This window comes from Alteromonas sp. CyTr2 (assembly GCF_947311905.1).
GTDB classification, from domain to species: Bacteria; Pseudomonadota; Gammaproteobacteria; order Enterobacterales; family Alteromonadaceae; genus Alteromonas; species Alteromonas macleodii.
This window is the reverse complement of the sequence record NZ_CAMZMZ010000002.1, coordinates 134,443-151,596: the sequence shown is the minus strand read 5'-3', so window position 1 is coordinate 151,596 and position 17,154 is coordinate 134,443. Positions and strand designations below refer to the sequence as shown.

The window sequence follows — 17,154 nt, the reverse complement described above, 5'->3', positions numbered from 1 at the left end:
CTCGTTACTTTTCAGTGGTATTAATGTGAGATACGCGACTTCCTACAAGCCCATAGTAGGCAATGTAAAGGTAGCAAGAAGCGGGTAGTAAAAATGACAGCGTAACGCCGACGGTGTCTGCAAGCATGCCTTGAAGCAGTGGAATAATGGCACCGCCAACTATGGCTAAACAAAGAATGCCTGAACCTTGTGGGGTGTCTTTTCCTAGCTGGTGAAGTGCAAGACTAAAAATGGTAGGGAACATGATTGAGTTAAACAAACCTACTCCCAAAATGCTCCACAGCGCTATGTCTCCTGTGCTTGAAAGTGATAGCAAAATAAGCGCAATAGCCACACAAGCGTTAAACGCCAGCACGTAGCCACCCGAGATTTCTTGCATGACCACAGCACCGATAAAGCGCCCTACCATCGCGCCTCCCCAGTAGTAAGCAAGCAGCTTGGCCGCCCCTGCCTCACTTAATCCGCCAACCGCCGGACTCGCTAGATAATTCACTAGCATGCTGCCAATAGCCACTTCCGCGCCGACATACATAAAAATGCCGACAGCGCCTAAAACAAGGTGCTTGTGATGCCATGCACCTCCTTTAAATACTCCAGTGCTTGCGCTGGTGTGATTTAGCTTCGGCAGCTTTAAATACATGAAAATAAGAGCCAGAAGAAGCAGTGATGCAGCAAGCATTAGGTAAGGCACTTGCACGTCTGATGCACTTGGCGTACCGCCTCCGTGCTCTCCTGTAGCGCCGTAGATAAGATAAGAACCGAAGAAGGGAGCCACGGTTGTACCAAAAGCGTTAAATGCTTGGGTCATGGTGAGTCGTGACGAGGCAGTTTTAGGGTGGCCGAGTGCCGTTACATAAGGGTTGGCAGACACCTGAAGTACGGTTATACCAGACGCTAATACAAAAAGAGCTAACAGAAAAATACCGTATATTTGACTTGATGCAGCGGGGAAGAACAGCAAGCACCCCACGCAGGCTATAGCGAGCCCAAGTACAATACCTTTCTGGTAACCAATGCGCGACACCACCATGCCTGCAGGCAGTGACACAATGAAATAGGCACTAAAAAAGCAAAACTGAATCAGCATTGCTTGTGTGAAGCTAAGGTTAAATGCACCTTTTAAGTAAGGAATAAGGATGTCATTCAAACAGGTAATAAAACCCCACATGAAGAACAGCGTGGTGAGTGAGATAAGCGCAAAACGGTACCCACCGTTTGCCTCTGCCTCTTGGGCGCTTGAAATATTAGGCTGCACTGGTGTGTCCACGAATAACCTCTGTTGCTATTTTTCTATTTAATGATAAATTTACATTTGAAAGCGCTTACATCTAACTTCAAGTAATTTTGTAAGCGCTTACATTGAAGAGATAATTACACGAAGCGTAATCGAATTCAATGTAAATATGATGTTATTTGCCCTGTCTAGCGCAGGGTTAATATGAAAAAATTGTTATAGTCAGGACATACCCACGATGCAAGAAATTAACCTTCCATCCAATTCAATGATGTTGTCGAAAGACTTTTTGTTTGGTGTGGCTACATCAAGCTTCCAAATAGAGGGAGACAGAAAAGGAAGATTAGATTGTATTTGGGACACGTTCTGCGAAAAGAAAAATGCCATTACTGATGCCACTAACGGTGACATTGCCTGTAACCACATAGATTTGTGGAAACAAGATGTAGAGCTAATTGATTCTCTTGGTGTTGATGCTTATAGACTGTCTATCTCGTGGCCACGAGTGATGAAACAGGACGGTAGCGTAAACGAAGTGGGCATGCGCTTTTACGTAAACTTAGTCAATGAAGTTATCAAGCGCGGCATGAAAGTGTTCGTGACGCTTTATCACTGGGATTTACCGCAACACCTTGAAGACAACGGTGGCTGGCTTAATCGCAATACAGCCTATGCATTCGAAAAATATGCTGAAGCCGTAGCAAACGCGTTGGGCGAAAAAGTCCACTCCTACGCGACATTAAATGAGCCATTTTGTTCAGCCTATTTGGGGTATGAGTCAGGCATTCATGCACCTGGAAAGACAGGCGTGGCAAATGGTCGAAAGGCAGCGCATCACTTATTGCTTGCTCACGGTTTAGCGTTGAAGGTGCTTAACCGAGTTTGCCCAAAAAGCCAAAACGGTATCGTACTTAACTTTAGCAATTGCCATACAAAAAGTGATTCACCCGAAGACATACACGCCGCCAAACTCGCCGATGATTACCACAATCAATGGTATCTAAAGCCTATTATTGAAGGCAAATATCCAGACATTATTGATAAGCTCGCTCCCGACGTTAAGCCAGACATTGCGGAAGGTGATATGGCTATTATTTGCCAACCAATTGATTACTTAGGCATTAATTATTACACCCGCACTGTGTATCAAAGTGATGGCAATGGTTGGTTTGAAATTGTGCCTCCAGCCACAACCGAATTAACCGCAATGGGCTGGGAAATCACTCCTGATGCCTTTACCGAGCTGCTTGTTGATTTGCACCAACGTTACGACTTACCGCCTATCTATATCACTGAAAACGGAGCAGCAATGGATGATGAGCTCATAGATGGGGAAGTGTTGGACAATGGGCGTACCGCCTACTTCCACACCCATTTAAATGCGGTAAATGAGGCAATAGAAAAAGGCGTAGACATACGCGGATATTTTGCATGGAGCCTAATGGACAACTTTGAGTGGGCGCTGGGCTATTCAAAGCGTTTCGGCATAGTTTATGTCGACTACGAAACCCAAAAACGTATGCCAAAACAAAGCGCTTTGGCTTATTCAAAACTGGTTAAGAGCCGGATAAATGGGTACATTAGCGGTATCAAATAAGGACAAGTACCAAACCGTATGGCAACAATTTACCAAGTATCAGAGGCCGCAGGTGTTTCGTTAGCTACCGTTTCTCGCGTTATGAATGGCAACGCGAAGGTAAGCGAGCGCACCCGCAAAAAAGTAGAGGATGCTATGGCATCGTTGGGATATCAACCCAATGCCATCGCTCAATCTCTTGCGTCAAACCGCACTAACAGCGTCGGTTTGCTCGTATCAGAACTGCACGGCTCTTACTTTGGCGACCTGATGAGTACGGTAGAACATGTGCTAAAACAAAATGGTAAGCACGTTATTATTACCGCCGGTCATGTGGATGAAAAGCGCGAGCACGAAGCTATTGAGTTTTTAAAAAGCCGCCGTTGCGATGCCTTGATTCTTCACGCTGAAGCGGTATCTGATGAGTACTTAAAAACATTAGTAGACAGTAAAATCCCCGTTGTTGTCATAAACCGTAAAGTGGAAGAACTCGAGGAAAACTGCTTTGTTGTGGACAACGAAAGAGGCGGTTACATGGCAACGAAAGCCGCTATTGATGCTGGCCATAAAAAGATTGCGTACATTAGCGGCCCGCTATTTAAAAAGGATGCGAGCGATCGCCTGGCAGGTCACAAAAGAGCCCTTCAAGAAGCAGGGCTAACTTTTGATGAAGCGAGCGTCTTTGAAGGCGATTTCCACGAGTCATCAGGCCAAGAGGGTATGCAGCATCTTCAAAAGGCATTCCCTCAATTTACAGCTTTGGTATGTGCTAACGACGAAATGGCGTCTGGCGCAATGACCGCTGCACGAGAATCGGGTTTTGATATCCCTTCGCAGCTTTCCATAATCGGTTTCGATAATGTGCTGTTTTCGCGCTACCTTTATCCAAAACTTACTACCATTAATAACCCTATTCATGCTATGGGAGAAATGGCTGCTTACTGGGTGCTACAACATGTTTATGACATAAAAAGCCCCATTCCTATTGAGCACTTATTTGAACCCGAAGTAGTAAATAGGGACACATTAGGCAAATTATAAAATGAATAAAGCCCTGTCTCCGTCGCTGTATTACACACTCATTGTCTCTCTTGGAGGGTTTATTTTTGGCTTCGATGCCAGTGTGATAGCAGGAGCCAATGGCTTTATCGATGCCGAATTTAATCTGAGCGACTGGCAGCAAGGCTTCGTCGTAAGCTCTCCGACACTAGGTGCGCTTATAGCCATGCTATTTGCAGGCGGCGTTAGCGACGCTATTGGCAGACGCAAAGCACTCATTCTTGTCGCTTTCCTTTACCTGCTTTCTTCTGTCGGCTCAGCCTTAGCCCCTAATTTCGAACTATTAGTGCTTTCTCGCTTTATTGGCGGCATTGCCTTTTGTTCGCTGATCATTGCCCCGCTGTATATCTCGGAAATAAGCGCCCCTGAAAACCGAGGAAAAATGGTTTCGGTGAACCAGCTAAACATTGTATTTGGCTTCGCCCTATCCTATTTCACCAACTATTACCTGTTGCAGCTCAGCAATAGCGGTGCAGGTTGGGTTGCTGAATGGGGTATAGATACGCATTTGTGGCGCTACATGCTGGGCTTGGAGGTTATTCCCGCTGCATTATGGTTTGGTTTACTGTTTACTATTCCATGTAGCCCTAGGTGGCTGGTATTGAAAGGCCAACACGAGGAAGCCGAACAGGTTATAAACCGCTTATTCGACAAAGCCCAAGCCAGCGCTCTTGTTGAAGATATAGCGTCTTCACTTAAAGAAAAGTCGTGGCCTTTTCGTGAACGCCTAGGCTTTCTAAAGGCGAAGGCCATGCGATTTCCGTTAATGGTCGGCATTATTATTGCCATTGCTCAGCAAATTACCGGCATTAACGTTATCTTTTTTTACGCGCCCACGATTTTTGAACAAAGCGGTGTAGGTACCAATGCGGCATTTATGCAAGCTGTATGGATTGGCTTGGTTAACGTAGCATTTACCGTGGTTGCTATGCTAACTATTGATAAATGGGGAAGAAAACCGCTGCTGCTGATTGGCTTAACTGGCGTAGTGATCAGCATGTCTATTTGTACCTATGGCTTTAAACAGGCGACATATCAAGTGCAGCAAACGGCCATAAACGAAATACAGCAAGATGCGCCGAGTGTGGCAATAAAGCTAACTCCACTAACCAACGATATTTACTATTCAGACGTTGAGTTTAAGCGCACGCTAAAGACCACACTTACCAGCGACGAATACGATGCGTATCAGCAACCATTGCTAACTAGCAGTATTAATATGAATGCACCTTTAGTGTTGTTTGGCATCATTGCGTTTGTTGCTTCGTTCGCGATGTCTCTAGGCCCTGTGATGTGGGCGATGCTTGCTGAAATTTTTCCGAATCAAACCCGCGCTTTGGCTATTTCATTAGTGGGCATGGTGAATTCACTCACCAGTTTTCTAGTTCAAGTTGCTTTCCCTTGGGAGTTGGCCAACTTGGGAGCCGCGGCCACGTTTGCAATTTACGGCGGGTTCGCCTTAGTCAGCCTGATATTAGTTGCTAAGTTCTTCCCAGAAACAAAAGGAAGAACGTTGGAAGAAATCACGGAAGAATTTGAGCGATCCGCTTAGCTGAGGTCAATCCTGTATATTAAGGCAACCTGATAGCATGCTGACCTGCACAATGGTTATCCATTCTCGCCTCTTCTAATAGTAGTGTTGATGATACATTTAACGCGCTTGGCGTAACGTGAGAAGCAACTAGGATGAGATGGTTGGCAGCGTAGCGATTTAATACCTCACACACTTTATGCTGAGTAGCCACATCCAAGCCCTCGAAGGGTTCATCAACAAGCAACACTTTTGCGTGAGATAAAATAGCGCGCGCTAAGGCTAGTCGCTTACGCTCTCCCCCAGAGAGCGTCCTACCCGCCTTGCCAACCCAAATCGACAGTGGCAACAGTGCCTCTAGCCCTAATTGAGCCAACAGGTTAGTCATGTCATCAAGGGGAATACCCATTCCGGCAGGGTCTAAATTTGATGAGACACTGCCAGAAAGCACTATTGGCTCTTGTTCCACATAGCGCCAGTTTTTAATTAAGCCATCGGCTATACGCATGCCATCCACTTCTTTAAGTCCAGTAGAAGGCACAACCCCCGCAATTGACTGAAGCAAAGATGACTTACCACAGCCTGACGGCCCGGATATACATACGATGCCAGTGGCTGGAAATGTAGCGCTAACCAGAGGTAAGCGTCTATTTTTGGCAGTATAGCCAGATAACGTGAGTGAATGGTGCAGTTCGGTGCGTTCAAGTAGTTTAATGGGTGAGGTTTTGAGCTTCTTAAGGGCTTTCGCGCTTTGTTTGTGCTGTGCAAACTTGGTAATGCTGTGAAAAGCTGCACCAGCCCAATCAGGCGCAGCCATCAATATCATGGGCACAACAATAGCAATAGGCATATACGAAAAGTCAGATATTGGACTTACTGCGCCCGACATGACTAACACTACCGCGAAAAATGCCGCGCCTTGAAACCACCAGCTCGCGCGTTGCGCTTTGTCTTTATGCGTAGTTTGTTGTCGCCACACCCTGTCAGCACTCGGCACACTATTGATCACATGCCCACCCTCTTCCTGCGGCTTATCTGTCATTGTTTTATTTAAGTGCCATAAAGCGCTGCAGTTAAGGAAGTCGGCTGACTCTTGGCGAAACACTTTATTTTCCTTTGTCGCTTTTTCCGCAACGTTTAAACCAATAAAGCCTTGCAGCACAACGATGAAGAGCCAAATAGCAAAAAGCGTAATTAAAAACGAGGTGCCAGGAAGATTAAACCATACTGCAACAACGCAAAGATTTGTGAATATAAATGTGATGTTAGAAAGCGGAGCTATCCATGCAATCCAACGGCTGGCAAGCTCTTCGGTATGCTGTGCTAACGCTTCTGTGGTGAAGGCTTTGTCGGTAATTTTACTGTTTTCAAGTTGCCTAAAAACACGTAGTCGCCCCCCTGCGATACGCGCAAGTAAATCGTTGTGCCCCACCCACATACTGGCATACCCAGATGCTATGCGAAGTAGTGCTAGCGCGCGAATGACCACCGCCGGAGTAACGTAATTAAAACCTACAGGTGCAATAGCGCTGATAGCAATAAACCACGAAGAAATAACAAGAATAGTTATTCCTGCCACACCGTGTAAAAGAGCAAGCAGTAGCGTGAGATAAGCCGGTTTACTTTTCATCAAGGCCACACTCCTTTTGATTGGCATTCGCCTTAAAGCTCGTTGCCGTCACACTGCTACAGCCTTGTAGGTGCTCGTCTTGTAATGCGCCTATTTTGCTTTTAAGCCCTGCCTCTGATTTTGACTTTGAGTTGGAAATGGCGTCTTGTTCGGGCGTGCTTCGCGATACCGTCCAAAAGCGGTTAAACCAGTTTGCAGGGAGTGCTTTGTGAGAAGCCCAAATCAGTGTTTTGTCTCTACCCAAACGTTCAATTAACTGTGCCAATCTTGCATGCTGGGGATCTGGCAAATGGGCTGTAGGCTCGTCTAGTAACCATATATCGTCTTTGCGCAACAGCGCTCTCGCTAGCGACAGCCGTTGCGCTTCTCCACCTGAAAGCAGCGGATAATCAGTCATTACCGTATCAAGCCCGCAAGGCAATAACGACAGCCACGCGTCAAGTTCTACTGTTTCTAGTGCTTTCATAAGCGCGTCGTCTGTATAGTTGTCGTTTAAGCACAAATTTTCACGCACGGTACCTGGCGTGATCACGGGGTGCTGGGTAATCCAAATTACCGGTTCACTGAATGTATGTGTGCTAGGCCTTTGACCGCCTAAGGCTTCTAATAATAGTGTTTTACCTGAACCAGAGCGCCCGCTAATGAGTATTTTATCGCCCTTTGATACTTCTAGAGATTCAGCGTGCAATAGTGCAGGAGTATCATCAACAGCCGATTTATCCTTACCGCTCGGCAAGCGAGGTTGCGGGGCGTTTATGTCAAAAACCTTAAGGTTTTTAGCCGCAAGCAATACCTCGTGTTCTGATGAATAATGGTGGGTTGTGTCAGCGTGGACCGGATTCACTGCACTACAAGCAAGATTTTGCGTGAAGCACGAGAATAATGGCGCGAGTTCAGTTTTGGCTGCTTCTGCTTGCGCCTTCTGATGGTATACCTGCCCCAACTTTTTCATTTCACTGAGTAACAATGGCACAGTCAGCAATATCCATAAGCCCTGCTGGAGCGTTATCTCTGGCCCAATGCTCAATTCGCCTAACAGTGAAAAACCAATAAATACTGCCGTAAGTGCAACCGCGAGTGTTGCGAAGAAGTCGAGCACGCTGTTGGACAAAAACGCTATGCTCACTACTTTCATAGTTCGCGCATTCAAGTTTTCACTGGCATCTTTAAGCAGGGCAGTTTGTTTTTGATGCGCCTGATAGCTAGTCAGCATCGGCAGCGCGGCTAACCTATCAGTAAATAAACTTCCCAAACGTTCAAGGGCGATAAAGTGCTTTCGATGTAGGGCTGCGGCTCCCTTGCCCACAATGATCATAAAAAGCGGCACTACCGGCAATGTTAGTAATAGACCAATCCCTATAACGGGGTTCACATAAAAGATAACGGCTAAAGCAAACAAGGGGACAACAACTGCAATCATTTGCTGCACTCGATATTCAAGTGCCCAGTCAGCAAAAGCCTGTAAGTGCTGCAGCCACACCGTTTGCCAATAGTAAACCGAGTGCTGGCGAATAAGCGCATATTGACGCTCAATGAATACGTGTTGTAGGTGCTGTTCGAGCTTGTTTAACACCTGCATTCTTGCACTACTAGATAAGGCATTGAATGCGCCTTGTAGCAGCCAGCTAAGCCCCAGAGAAACGGCAAGTCCTGTGACATCACTCGCTGTTGCAGGAGACTGGTTTACTACCCAGTCATGAGCAATATGAGAAAAATAATAGAACCCAATAATCAAAGAAAAAAGCGACAAACACTTAACCACTACTTGCGCCATAAGCGAAGTGCGCAAGCCAAGCGACTGCGCCTTATCCATCTCATTGCACCACGCATTAAGCGTTTGCCGGTTGGGAACTTTTTCTTTGATCACTGTGGTTTTGACTCATCTTTTTCGTTACTTAGTAACGAGAGCAAATCTCGCATTTCTTTTTCATTCTTTTCCAAGTGGTGGGCTGGCTGCAAGAACGCTCCAACACCTGCCAACTAAACTGATGACTCGGTGTTCACCCGTTTTCAAACCTTCAGCAGCAGGGACGCTGTTGAAGAGCCCCCATGGATGGGTTTACGGCGTGTTTGAAACCGGATGAACTCCGCGCTATTTAAAACACCTAGTCTTCGGGCCTATCCATATTTTCCGTCGACTCCAACCACATGGCGTTGATAATGCCAAAAGAGCACGCCAGTAAAACTCCTAAAATCCAAGCGAAATACCACATAGCGTTCTCCTTAATAAATGGTGTGAGACTGGTCGAGGTCTTCGTTTTTAATGCGTCCGCGCATTACGTAAAAGCTATAGGCCGTGTAGCTAAGTACAATAGGCACAAAGATACAGGCAACAATAAACATTACGTTTAGCGTCATATGGCTAGACGTAGCGTCCCATACGGTTAAGCTCGCTTCTGGCATGGTGATGCTTGGCATTAAGAATGGGAACATAGAAAAGCCAGCCGTTAAGATAACGCCTGCTATAAATAGCGCACTCGATACAAACGCCATGCCTGCATTACCTTTCTTAGAGAAAAGCGCACAGGCCAGACCCGCAATAATACCCAGCACAGGTGCTGCCATCATAAGGGGGTATTTGCTGTAGTTGCTCACCCAAGCTCCAGCTTCAATGGCAACCTCTTTCTTAAGTGGATTTGACGTAGCAATGGTATCGACTGCCGACGTAATCACGAAGCCATCTAATCCAAAGGCTACCCAAAGACCTGCAAGTACAAATAGCGTGACACCAGCCAGGCTTAACACAACCGATACTGCACGTGCGCGAACTTCAATAAAGCCATCGGTTTTCATTTGTAGCCAGGTTGCACCGTGGTTCAGCAACATAGCCACTGAAAGCAGGCCTGCTACCAGCGCAAACGGTGTTAAAAGGCCAAAGAACGAGCCTGTGTAGGTTGACTTAAGCGTACTATCCATTTCAAACGGTACGCCCAACAGCAGGTTACCAAACGCCACACCAAAGATAAGGGCTGGGATAATACCGCCAGCAAATAGCGCCCAATCCCACGCTTTCCGCCACTGCGGGTTAGGCAATTTACTGCGGTAATCAAAGCCTATCGGGCGCATCCAAAGGGCAATTAAGGTGAGGGCCAGCGCAAGGTAAAAACCAGAAAACGCAGTGGCGTAAATCATCGGCCACGCGGCAAAAATAGCGCCACCTGCGGTAATAAACCAAACTTGGTTGCCATCCCAGTGCGGCCCTACTGTATTTATCATTACGCGGCGCTCTTTGTCATTTTTACCAATAAGCGTGAGCAGTGCTCCAACGCCCAAATCGAAGCCATCAGTAACCGCGAAGCCAATTAGCAGAACGCCAACCAAGCACCACCAAATGACTCTCAGTAGTTCATAATCAATCATGCTTTTGCTCCTTGCTCATCAAGGTCAATAAGATCAAATTCAGTGTCAGGCTGCTTATCTTCAGGTGGAACTGGCCCTTTCTTGGCAAACTTCTTCATTAGGTAAAAACCAATAATGAACATGCCGGTGTAGAAAGCACTGTAGGCTACAAGGGTTATTACCACGTCGCTTACGGCGAGATTAGATACCGACGTATGCACCGGAAGCACCTCTGCAATTGACCATGGTTGGCGGCCATATTCAGCGACAAACCAGCCAGCCTCACAGGCAATCCAAGGAAGCGGCAAACCATAGAGCGCGCTTTTTAATAACCAGCGTGGCTTAGTAATCTTGTGTTTAGTGCTGTAGTAAAAGGCGCACACAAATAGCGCAAGCATAATAAAGCCAGCCACAACCATAAGGCGGAAACTCCAAAACAATGGGGCAACCGGCGGAATGCTGTAATCTACTGCCTGTTGAAGCGCGGCATCAGAAGGATTTGAAACGTTCTCAGTGAAAGGCTCTAGCAACATAGCGTAACCTAAACTGTCTTTATTTTGGTCGAAGGCAGTACGTTGCTCAGCTGTCGCGGTGCCGTTTCTTACATCATCAAGCACTTCATAGGCTTTAATTCCGCTTAGAATACGCTCGCGATTCTCTTCTTTAAGATCCTTAATACCTTTTACTTCTTCGGTTAACGAACGGGTAGCAATAATGCCCATTGCCCAAGGAATTTGAAGGGCGTACTCGGTTTCCTGCTTTTCGTCGTTTGGAATACCAAACACAGTAAACGGCGCAGGTGCAGGATGGGTTTCGTACTCAGCTTCAACTGCTGCCAGCTTCACTTTTTGTACATCACCAAGCTCATAACCACTTTCATCACCTAACACGATCACAGAAAGCGTTGAGGCTAGGCCGAAGCTAGCAGCTATGGCGAACGAACGGCGCGCAAAGGCGATATGCTTATGATTAAGCAGGTAGTAACTTGAAATTGCCAACACAAACATTGCGCCGGTCACGTAACCTGCTGATACAGTGTGAACAAATTTGACCTGTGCTACGGGGTTAAAAATAACCTCAGCAAAGCTTGTCATTTCCATACGCATGGCTTCAAAATTAAATTCAGCGCCTACCGGGTATTGCATCCAGCCGTTAGCAATCAAGATCCACAGTGCAGAGAAGTTTGAACCAATGGCCACCAGCCAAGTCGCCATCAAATGCTTCACCTTTGACATTTTGTCCCAGCCAAAGAAGAACAACCCCACGAAGGTAGATTCCAGGAAAAAGGCCATTAGGCCTTCGATGGCAAGTGGCGCACCGAAGATATCGCCTACATAGTGAGAATAGTAAGACCAATTCATTCCGAACTGGAATTCCATGGTTAAGCCTGTGGCTACTCCAATGGCAAAGTTAATTCCAAACAGCTTTCCCCAGAATTGGGTCATCTGCTTATAAATTTCTTTACCCGTCATTACGTATACCGATTCCATAATGGCAAGTAAGAAACTAAGCCCCAAAGTTAAGGGTACAAATATAAAGTGGAACATTGCAGTTAATGCAAATTGCCACCGCGATAGTTCTATTAACGTATCGCTCATGGGTTATCTCCCTTGTATTTCGTGTGCGCGTTAAACGCTTAGCAGAAAAGTGGTTTAAAATTCAGTGATGAACACATGAATATGCCGCATGGCAAGAGCACGGTTTATGCCATACATCAGTAATTTGGCTGCTAAAGCGCAATTACCGATAAACGGCGGTATTTTCGTACTGTGCAGATAAATTATTCCACGACCGAGCGTGTGGCTTATTGATCCAACGCAACAATTGATGGCGATGCATTCGCCATATTTGTCATTTAGGTGACAAATATGGCACAAGAGAAAGGTCACGTAGGTGAACATTGAGAGGTAGAGAATAGGGCGCGTTAGGGTGTATATGTGATTGTGAATGCACCCCGTAAATCACCCAATTCAAACCCTGTAGCTTGATCATTGGGATAGTGCTTTAGAATGGATTGTTTTACTGAAGGTGCCACATTGGCTCCGTGGCATGCCATGCACACCTGACCTTGTTCAATAGCCATCATGTACCTAAACTTACCGCTTTCGCTATCGTATTGATAAGTTTCAAGGGGTCTTTTATGGGCCAAATTGTCTTGCTTAGCTTTGGTCAGTAATTGTGAAAACCACGCTAACTGCTCACGCTCCCATTGATCTGCCGCATTGTTTGGGTTCCTTACTTTCAGCGCGGTACGCCCAACCTCCCACCCGTTTTGACTAAGCGCCAGAGCAATAGGAGCCGCAGCAATCTGGCATTCATTAACGCCAGCCTCTAGCCCTCCGGATTGAATTGCTTGCTGTAGTCGTGACTTTAGCGCGCCTCCCAGTGCTTTTGCGTGTAATCGCGCTTCTTTGACTTTTTCCTGTACACTGTTTTCACTTTTTTTCTCATTGGCAGTCACTGTATCTGCCAATGAATGAGCACTACTTGCCAATAAGCTTATCGCCACCAGCATTACGCTATTTTTCATTATAAAACTCTCTTTGGAACTGAATGAATTTCTACCGAAGTATTGTCGTTTGTCTCAAACAATGAACAAGCTCTATGCCAATATGATAAATTGCCAAAATCAAATTAGAACAAACTAATATTCAGCCACCCATGAATATATCCATAGTACAAGCGATGATAGATGCGATAGATAAACCCGCAATCTTCATTAACCCAAGCTACGTTATTGAAGCTGTCAACCAGCCCTACAGAGACACCTACCCTGTGGATATAAAGCTTGGCTTTAGTACCTGCTATCAAGTCTCTCACCGCAACAACAAACCTTGCGATAAGTGCGGCGAGCATTGCCCAATGCAAGAGAGTAAAGCCACAGGACGAGCGGCTAGCGTAGTACACGTTCATACCACCAGTGAGGGTCAAAGCTACTGCGACATCCTCATGCGCCCGATCTTCGACGGTAGCGAAGAATTATTAGGTTACTTGGAAATACTTGATAAGCTGTCGTTTGCCTCAAACCGACCTTCAGCAGGAAAGATGGTCGGCGAATCAGAGGCATTTAAAGCAATGCTAAACAAAATAAATCGCGCCGCTAACTCAGATATTTCAGTACTATTGTTTGGCGAAACCGGCACGGGTAAAGAACTGGTGTCCCAAGCACTTCACTCGAGTAGTCACCGTGCTGGCAAACCATTTGTTGTCATCGAGTGTACCGGCATGTCTGACACGCTGCTTGAAAGCGAACTATTCGGTTATGAAAAAGGGGCATTTACAGGCGCAACCACAAATAAGAAAGGGCTCGTAGAAGCAGCGGAAGGCGGCACATTGTTTTTTGATGAAGTCGGCGATATCCCACTTTCCACACAAGTAAAGCTTCTGCGGCTGTTCGAGTCGCAAACTTATCGGCCCGTAGGAAGCACAGTGTCTAAAAAGGCTGATTTTCGTTTAGTGTGTGCATCACACAAAAATTTAAAGCATATGGTGGAAACGGGCGAATTCAGACAGGACCTCTACTACCGCATTGCCGGTTTTCCTATCAACCTCCCTTCTTTAAGACAAAGAAAATCAGATATAGCACTGATAGCCGCTCATTTTTTGGCAATGTCTAAAGAGAAAAAACGGTTTCATAAAAACGCGCTAGAAAAACTAACCAACTACCCGTTCCCAGGCAATATTCGCGAACTCAAAAACATTGTAGACCAAGCTATTTTACTGGCTGATGAAACCGTTATTTACGATACAGACTTACCCGAGCTCGATAACATAAGCTCTGATGCTATCAATGATGCCTCTTCATCTCACAGTAACGTTGTGACCTTAGACGAATTGGAACGCCAATACTTACGTCAGGTTCACACGTCTTTTGAAGGCGATACCCAGCAACTTGCACAAGCGCTGGGAGTGAGTACCCGTACACTTTACAGAAAGCTGAAAAAAGCGGGGGTTGGAGATACGTAAAAAATAATAGGTAGAAAAATTACCAAAACGCAGGCTATGATAAAAAGGCGCTAACCAGATAAAGAAAAATGACTTTAAGACGCCTACTTACACTAACACTTTGCCTTTGTATGCTTTTGCAAAATGCATTAGCACTTGGCCTTGCTGCCCATACTATGCAGCAAGCACGTGCGTTTGTAGGTGAAGATATTGAACTTATTTGTACTGGCAAGACCATGCGCTACATTTCAATTAGCGCCACTGAGTTTGAAGGTGAGTTCGTTTTTGTTAGCCCCGAACTGCTCAAAGCACCCGCCGAGCACGTTGACTGTACCAATGGCACATTAGCCGACTTACCTCAGGTTGACGAGCCACTACATGCCACATTACCTTTGATATCACTAGTTCGCTATCGCGCTCTAGTCGCGCGTTTAGCGGCTAAGCCCTTTACAGATTTTGCTTACGCGGCGCCGCTAAGTCGTGCCCCACCACACGCATAACAACCTCCAAAACACACTGAACATGCATGCTTTCACCATGCACAACACTCGTTTTTTAAAATGGAATGTTATGAAGCAATCTATCATTGCGCTTGCCGTATTCACTGCGTGCGCGCCCGTACACATTTACGCAAACACCATCGACTTGGCCGATAACACTTCGACAGAAGTGGTCACCGTTATTGGCACACCGCTTTCCCTTAGCACGCAAAATATCGAGCAAGAGTCTGTTAGTGCTACCAGCAATATTGACGCTGACTTCGGCGATCAGCTTGCCACATTACCTGGCGTGTCGATATCCCGAAACGGCCCAGTCACTGGGCTTATTCAGTATAGAGGACTTTATGGTGACCGAGTTGGCGTAAGCATTGATGGCGTTGATATTGCTGGAGCAGGACCAAACGCCATGGACTCGCCCCTTTCTCATGTGCTGCCAGAACCAGGACTGACCGCCACCCTTTACCGGGGGATTGTGCCAGTAAGTGCAGGTGTGCAGACGCTAGGCGGAAAGCTTCGCATTCACTCTGATGCCTCAGCACTTTTTGACTTGAATACAGGCTTTAGCGGTAGCGTAAGTGCCAGCGCAATATCTCCGGGGAGCGGTCAGCAATACCAAGGCAATGTATTTTATAAGAGTGAGCAGGCTTTTGTTAGCGGCGCCTTCACTCATCAGCAGCGCGACGAACAAGAGTCGGGAGATAACAGCGTTATACCAAACAGCCATTACCAAAGAAATGGCGGTAAGTTTAGGGCGGGCGTCGAGTGGGGCAATCACCAAATCGATGTGAGTTTTCAGCAACTTAATACTAACGAAAGCGGCACCCCTGCTTTAGCCATGGACATTGGTTTTATTGATGCCGCTTGGTATCGACTGGGCTATCGCTATAACGCAAACGATAGGGAGTTCTTCACGTTAAGCTGGTTTGGCAACAGCAACCAACATGCCATGGACAACTTCTCACAGCGCATGGTGATGTCTGCCGACATGGCGAGAGAGAATAACGCTGATGCTATTGCTCAAGGTGTAGATGCCACCTATGTAATGCCATTTTATAAAGGCGCCCTCAAACTGGGTGCCAATCTGCACCACAGCAGGAATAACTCGACCATCACCAACCCTAATAACGGCATGTTCTTCGTTGATAACTTTACCAACGTAGAAAAAGACACAGCCAGCGTGTACGCAGAATGGCAGCGAGATAAAGCATCCTTTTCAACAACAATTGGTACCCGATATACACGTGTTGACATGGATGCCGGGCTAGCCGGTTCTAATATGGTTATGATGAACCCTGCCATTGCTTCACTCGTTGATGATTTCAACGCGGCAGAACGCAGTAAGAGCTATAACATGTTAGATATTGCCGCTAGCACGCGATATCACGCCAGCGACAATGTCGATGTTGTCCTTGGCGTATCGCAGAAAAACCGTGCCCCTACTTACTTCGAGCGCTATACGTGGCTACCTCTTGGTATTTCTGGGGGAATGGCAGACGGATTTAACTACATTGGTAACTTGGCTCTAGACAACGAAACTGCACGCCAGATAGATGTGGGTATTGATTACCGTTTCAAAAGCTGGTCAGTTTCTCCTCGTCTCTTTTATCAAGATATTGAAGACTATATTACTGGTTCTCCCAGCACGAATATGGCTGCCAATATGGTCTCTACCATGATGGCAGGCACAACACCATTTCAGTGGACTAATACAGACGCCGTAATCAAAGGGGCAGATCTGACTGTTTCGGGTAATGTGTTTGATAACGTGAAGCTTAACGCAGTAGCAAGTGTTCAGCACGGTAATCGCGACGATATCGACGATGCGTTGTTTCGTATCGCCCCCGAACAGCTAATCACCACCATTCAGTGGGATACACAGCTGCTTGATGTGCCAATGGCACTCCAATTAACGTCAGAATTGGCAGGAGCACAAAACCACGTTTCAGCGCTACAAAGTGAAAACACTACCGCTGGATATGGATTAGTGCATATTACGGGGCTTTTCACCCTTATAGATAATGCACAGTCAAACCTTCAGGTAACGGCAACCGTTCATAACCTGTTTGACAAACACTACGCCACACACAGCAGGAATTAACCGCGTGATGAATACTGATGTTGCAGTAGGTGAGCGAGTACCCGCTGCGGGACGAGAGTGGCATTTATCGCTGAGCTACAGGTTCTAACCGTTTAAAACTCAAACTCCAAAAGGCATAAAGATAAACCAGTGATTCTCCTTCGCTGGTTTATCTACTCGTAATGTCTGATACACATGCCGTTTTAAACGCTAGAAATGAAAACTTATGCACTAACGTAAGTATTTTGAAGGTAAAGAACTGT

13 protein-coding genes are annotated in these 17,154 nt (G+C 46.2%); 6 read left to right on the top strand and 7 right to left on the bottom strand.

The window, feature by feature from the left end; translation table 11 throughout:
- Positions 1–4 precede the first annotated feature (4 nt).
- On the bottom strand, positions 5–1,267 hold the full coding sequence (locus QME20_RS02080) for a sugar MFS transporter (protein ID WP_281715358.1): 1,263 nt from the start codon (positions 1,265–1,267) through the stop codon (positions 5–7).
- 205 nt (positions 1,268–1,472) lie between these two features.
- On the opposite strand from QME20_RS02080, the gene QME20_RS02075 reads away from it, so the two are divergent.
- The 3 genes from QME20_RS02075 to QME20_RS02065 are packed head-to-tail and all read left to right on the top strand — an operon-like array spanning position 1,473 to position 5,421.
- The gene (locus tag QME20_RS02075; protein WP_281715357.1) at positions 1,473–2,831 is read left to right on the top strand and encodes a GH1 family beta-glucosidase; all 1,359 of its coding nucleotides are present in this window, start codon (positions 1,473–1,475) and stop codon (positions 2,829–2,831) included.
- A gap of 18 nt (positions 2,832–2,849) precedes the next feature.
- On the top strand, positions 2,850–3,851 hold the full coding sequence (locus tag QME20_RS02070) for a LacI family DNA-binding transcriptional regulator (protein WP_281715356.1): 1,002 nt from the start codon (positions 2,850–2,852) through the stop codon (positions 3,849–3,851).
- Between the two features lies 1 nt (position 3,852).
- Positions 3,853–5,421, top strand: coding sequence for a sugar porter family MFS transporter (locus tag QME20_RS02065; RefSeq protein ID WP_281715355.1), 1,569 nt, complete (start codon positions 3,853–3,855; stop codon positions 5,419–5,421).
- Between the two features lie 19 nt (positions 5,422–5,440).
- Here the strand turns inward: QME20_RS02065 and QME20_RS02060 are convergent, their stop codons facing one another.
- The 6 genes from QME20_RS02060 to QME20_RS02035 form a co-directional block, all read right to left on the bottom strand.
- Positions 5,441–7,030: an ATP-binding cassette domain-containing protein gene (locus QME20_RS02060; RefSeq protein WP_281715354.1), complete on the bottom strand. Its 1,590-nt coding sequence runs from the start codon at positions 7,028–7,030 to the stop codon at positions 5,441–5,443.
- On the bottom strand, positions 7,020–8,897 hold the full coding sequence (locus tag QME20_RS02055) for an ATP-binding cassette domain-containing protein (protein ID WP_281715353.1): 1,878 nt from the start codon (positions 8,895–8,897) through the stop codon (positions 7,020–7,022). Before QME20_RS02055 ends, QME20_RS02060 begins: the two co-directional genes overlap by 11 nt.
- Positions 8,898–9,135: 238 nt before the next feature.
- On the bottom strand, positions 9,136–9,243 hold the full coding sequence (gene cydX, locus QME20_RS02050; protein ID WP_061096111.1) for a cytochrome bd-I oxidase subunit CydX: 108 nt from the start codon (positions 9,241–9,243) through the stop codon (positions 9,136–9,138).
- A gap of 10 nt (positions 9,244–9,253) precedes the next feature.
- The gene (gene cydB / locus QME20_RS02045) at positions 9,254–10,390 is read right to left on the bottom strand and encodes a cytochrome d ubiquinol oxidase subunit II (RefSeq protein WP_049585641.1); all 1,137 of its coding nucleotides are present in this window, start codon (positions 10,388–10,390) and stop codon (positions 9,254–9,256) included.
- Positions 10,387–11,967, bottom strand: coding sequence for a cytochrome ubiquinol oxidase subunit I (locus QME20_RS02040; RefSeq protein ID WP_039229177.1), 1,581 nt, complete (start codon positions 11,965–11,967; stop codon positions 10,387–10,389). Before QME20_RS02040 ends, cydB begins: the two co-directional genes overlap by 4 nt.
- Positions 11,968–12,293: 326 nt before the next feature.
- On the bottom strand, positions 12,294–12,899 hold the full coding sequence (locus tag QME20_RS02035) for a DUF3365 domain-containing protein (RefSeq protein ID WP_281715352.1): 606 nt from the start codon (positions 12,897–12,899) through the stop codon (positions 12,294–12,296).
- Between the two features lie 155 nt (positions 12,900–13,054).
- Between QME20_RS02035 and QME20_RS02030 the strand changes: the two genes are divergently transcribed.
- The 3 genes from QME20_RS02030 to QME20_RS02020 all read left to right on the top strand — a co-directional run bounded on the left by QME20_RS02030 (position 13,055) and on the right by QME20_RS02020 (position 16,912).
- Positions 13,055–14,335 (top strand): sigma-54-dependent Fis family transcriptional regulator, encoded by a 1,281-nt coding sequence (locus tag QME20_RS02030; protein WP_281715392.1) that lies wholly within the window; start codon positions 13,055–13,057, stop codon positions 14,333–14,335.
- Between the two features lie 68 nt (positions 14,336–14,403).
- Entirely contained in the window at positions 14,404–14,814 is a 411-nt protein-coding gene (locus tag QME20_RS02025; RefSeq protein ID WP_039233679.1) for a hypothetical protein, read from the top strand.
- Positions 14,815–14,884: 70 nt separating this feature from the next.
- Positions 14,885–16,912: a TonB-dependent receptor gene (locus tag QME20_RS02020; protein WP_281715351.1), complete on the top strand. Its 2,028-nt coding sequence runs from the start codon at positions 14,885–14,887 to the stop codon at positions 16,910–16,912.
- The last annotated feature ends 242 nt before the right edge of the window (positions 16,913–17,154 follow it).

Bases quoted from the DNA above. Each gene is read 5' to 3' on its own strand.
- QME20_RS02075 (WP_281715357.1), top strand. From the start codon at position 1,473: ATGCAAGAAATTAACCTTCCATCCAATTCAATGATGTTGTCGAAAGAC.
- QME20_RS02070 (WP_281715356.1), top strand. From the start codon at position 2,850: ATGGCAACAATTTACCAAGTATCAGAGGCCGCAGGTGTTTCGTTAGCT.
- QME20_RS02065 (WP_281715355.1), top strand. From the start codon at position 3,853: ATGAATAAAGCCCTGTCTCCGTCGCTGTATTACACACTCATTGTCTCT.
- QME20_RS02060 (WP_281715354.1), bottom strand. From the start codon at position 7,030: ATGAAAAGTAAACCGGCTTATCTCACGCTACTGCTTGCTCTTTTACAC.
- cydX (WP_061096111.1), bottom strand. From the start codon at position 9,243: ATGTGGTATTTCGCTTGGATTTTAGGAGTTTTACTGGCGTGCTCTTTT.
- cydB (WP_049585641.1), bottom strand. From the start codon at position 10,390: ATGATTGATTATGAACTACTGAGAGTCATTTGGTGGTGCTTGGTTGGC.
- QME20_RS02040 (WP_039229177.1), bottom strand. From the start codon at position 11,967: ATGAGCGATACGTTAATAGAACTATCGCGGTGGCAATTTGCATTAACT.
- QME20_RS02035 (WP_281715352.1), bottom strand. From the start codon at position 12,899: ATGAAAAATAGCGTAATGCTGGTGGCGATAAGCTTATTGGCAAGTAGT.
- QME20_RS02030 (WP_281715392.1), top strand. From the start codon at position 13,055: ATGATAGATGCGATAGATAAACCCGCAATCTTCATTAACCCAAGCTAC.
- QME20_RS02025 (WP_039233679.1), top strand. From the start codon at position 14,404: ATGACTTTAAGACGCCTACTTACACTAACACTTTGCCTTTGTATGCTT.
- QME20_RS02020 (WP_281715351.1), top strand. From the start codon at position 14,885: ATGAAGCAATCTATCATTGCGCTTGCCGTATTCACTGCGTGCGCGCCC.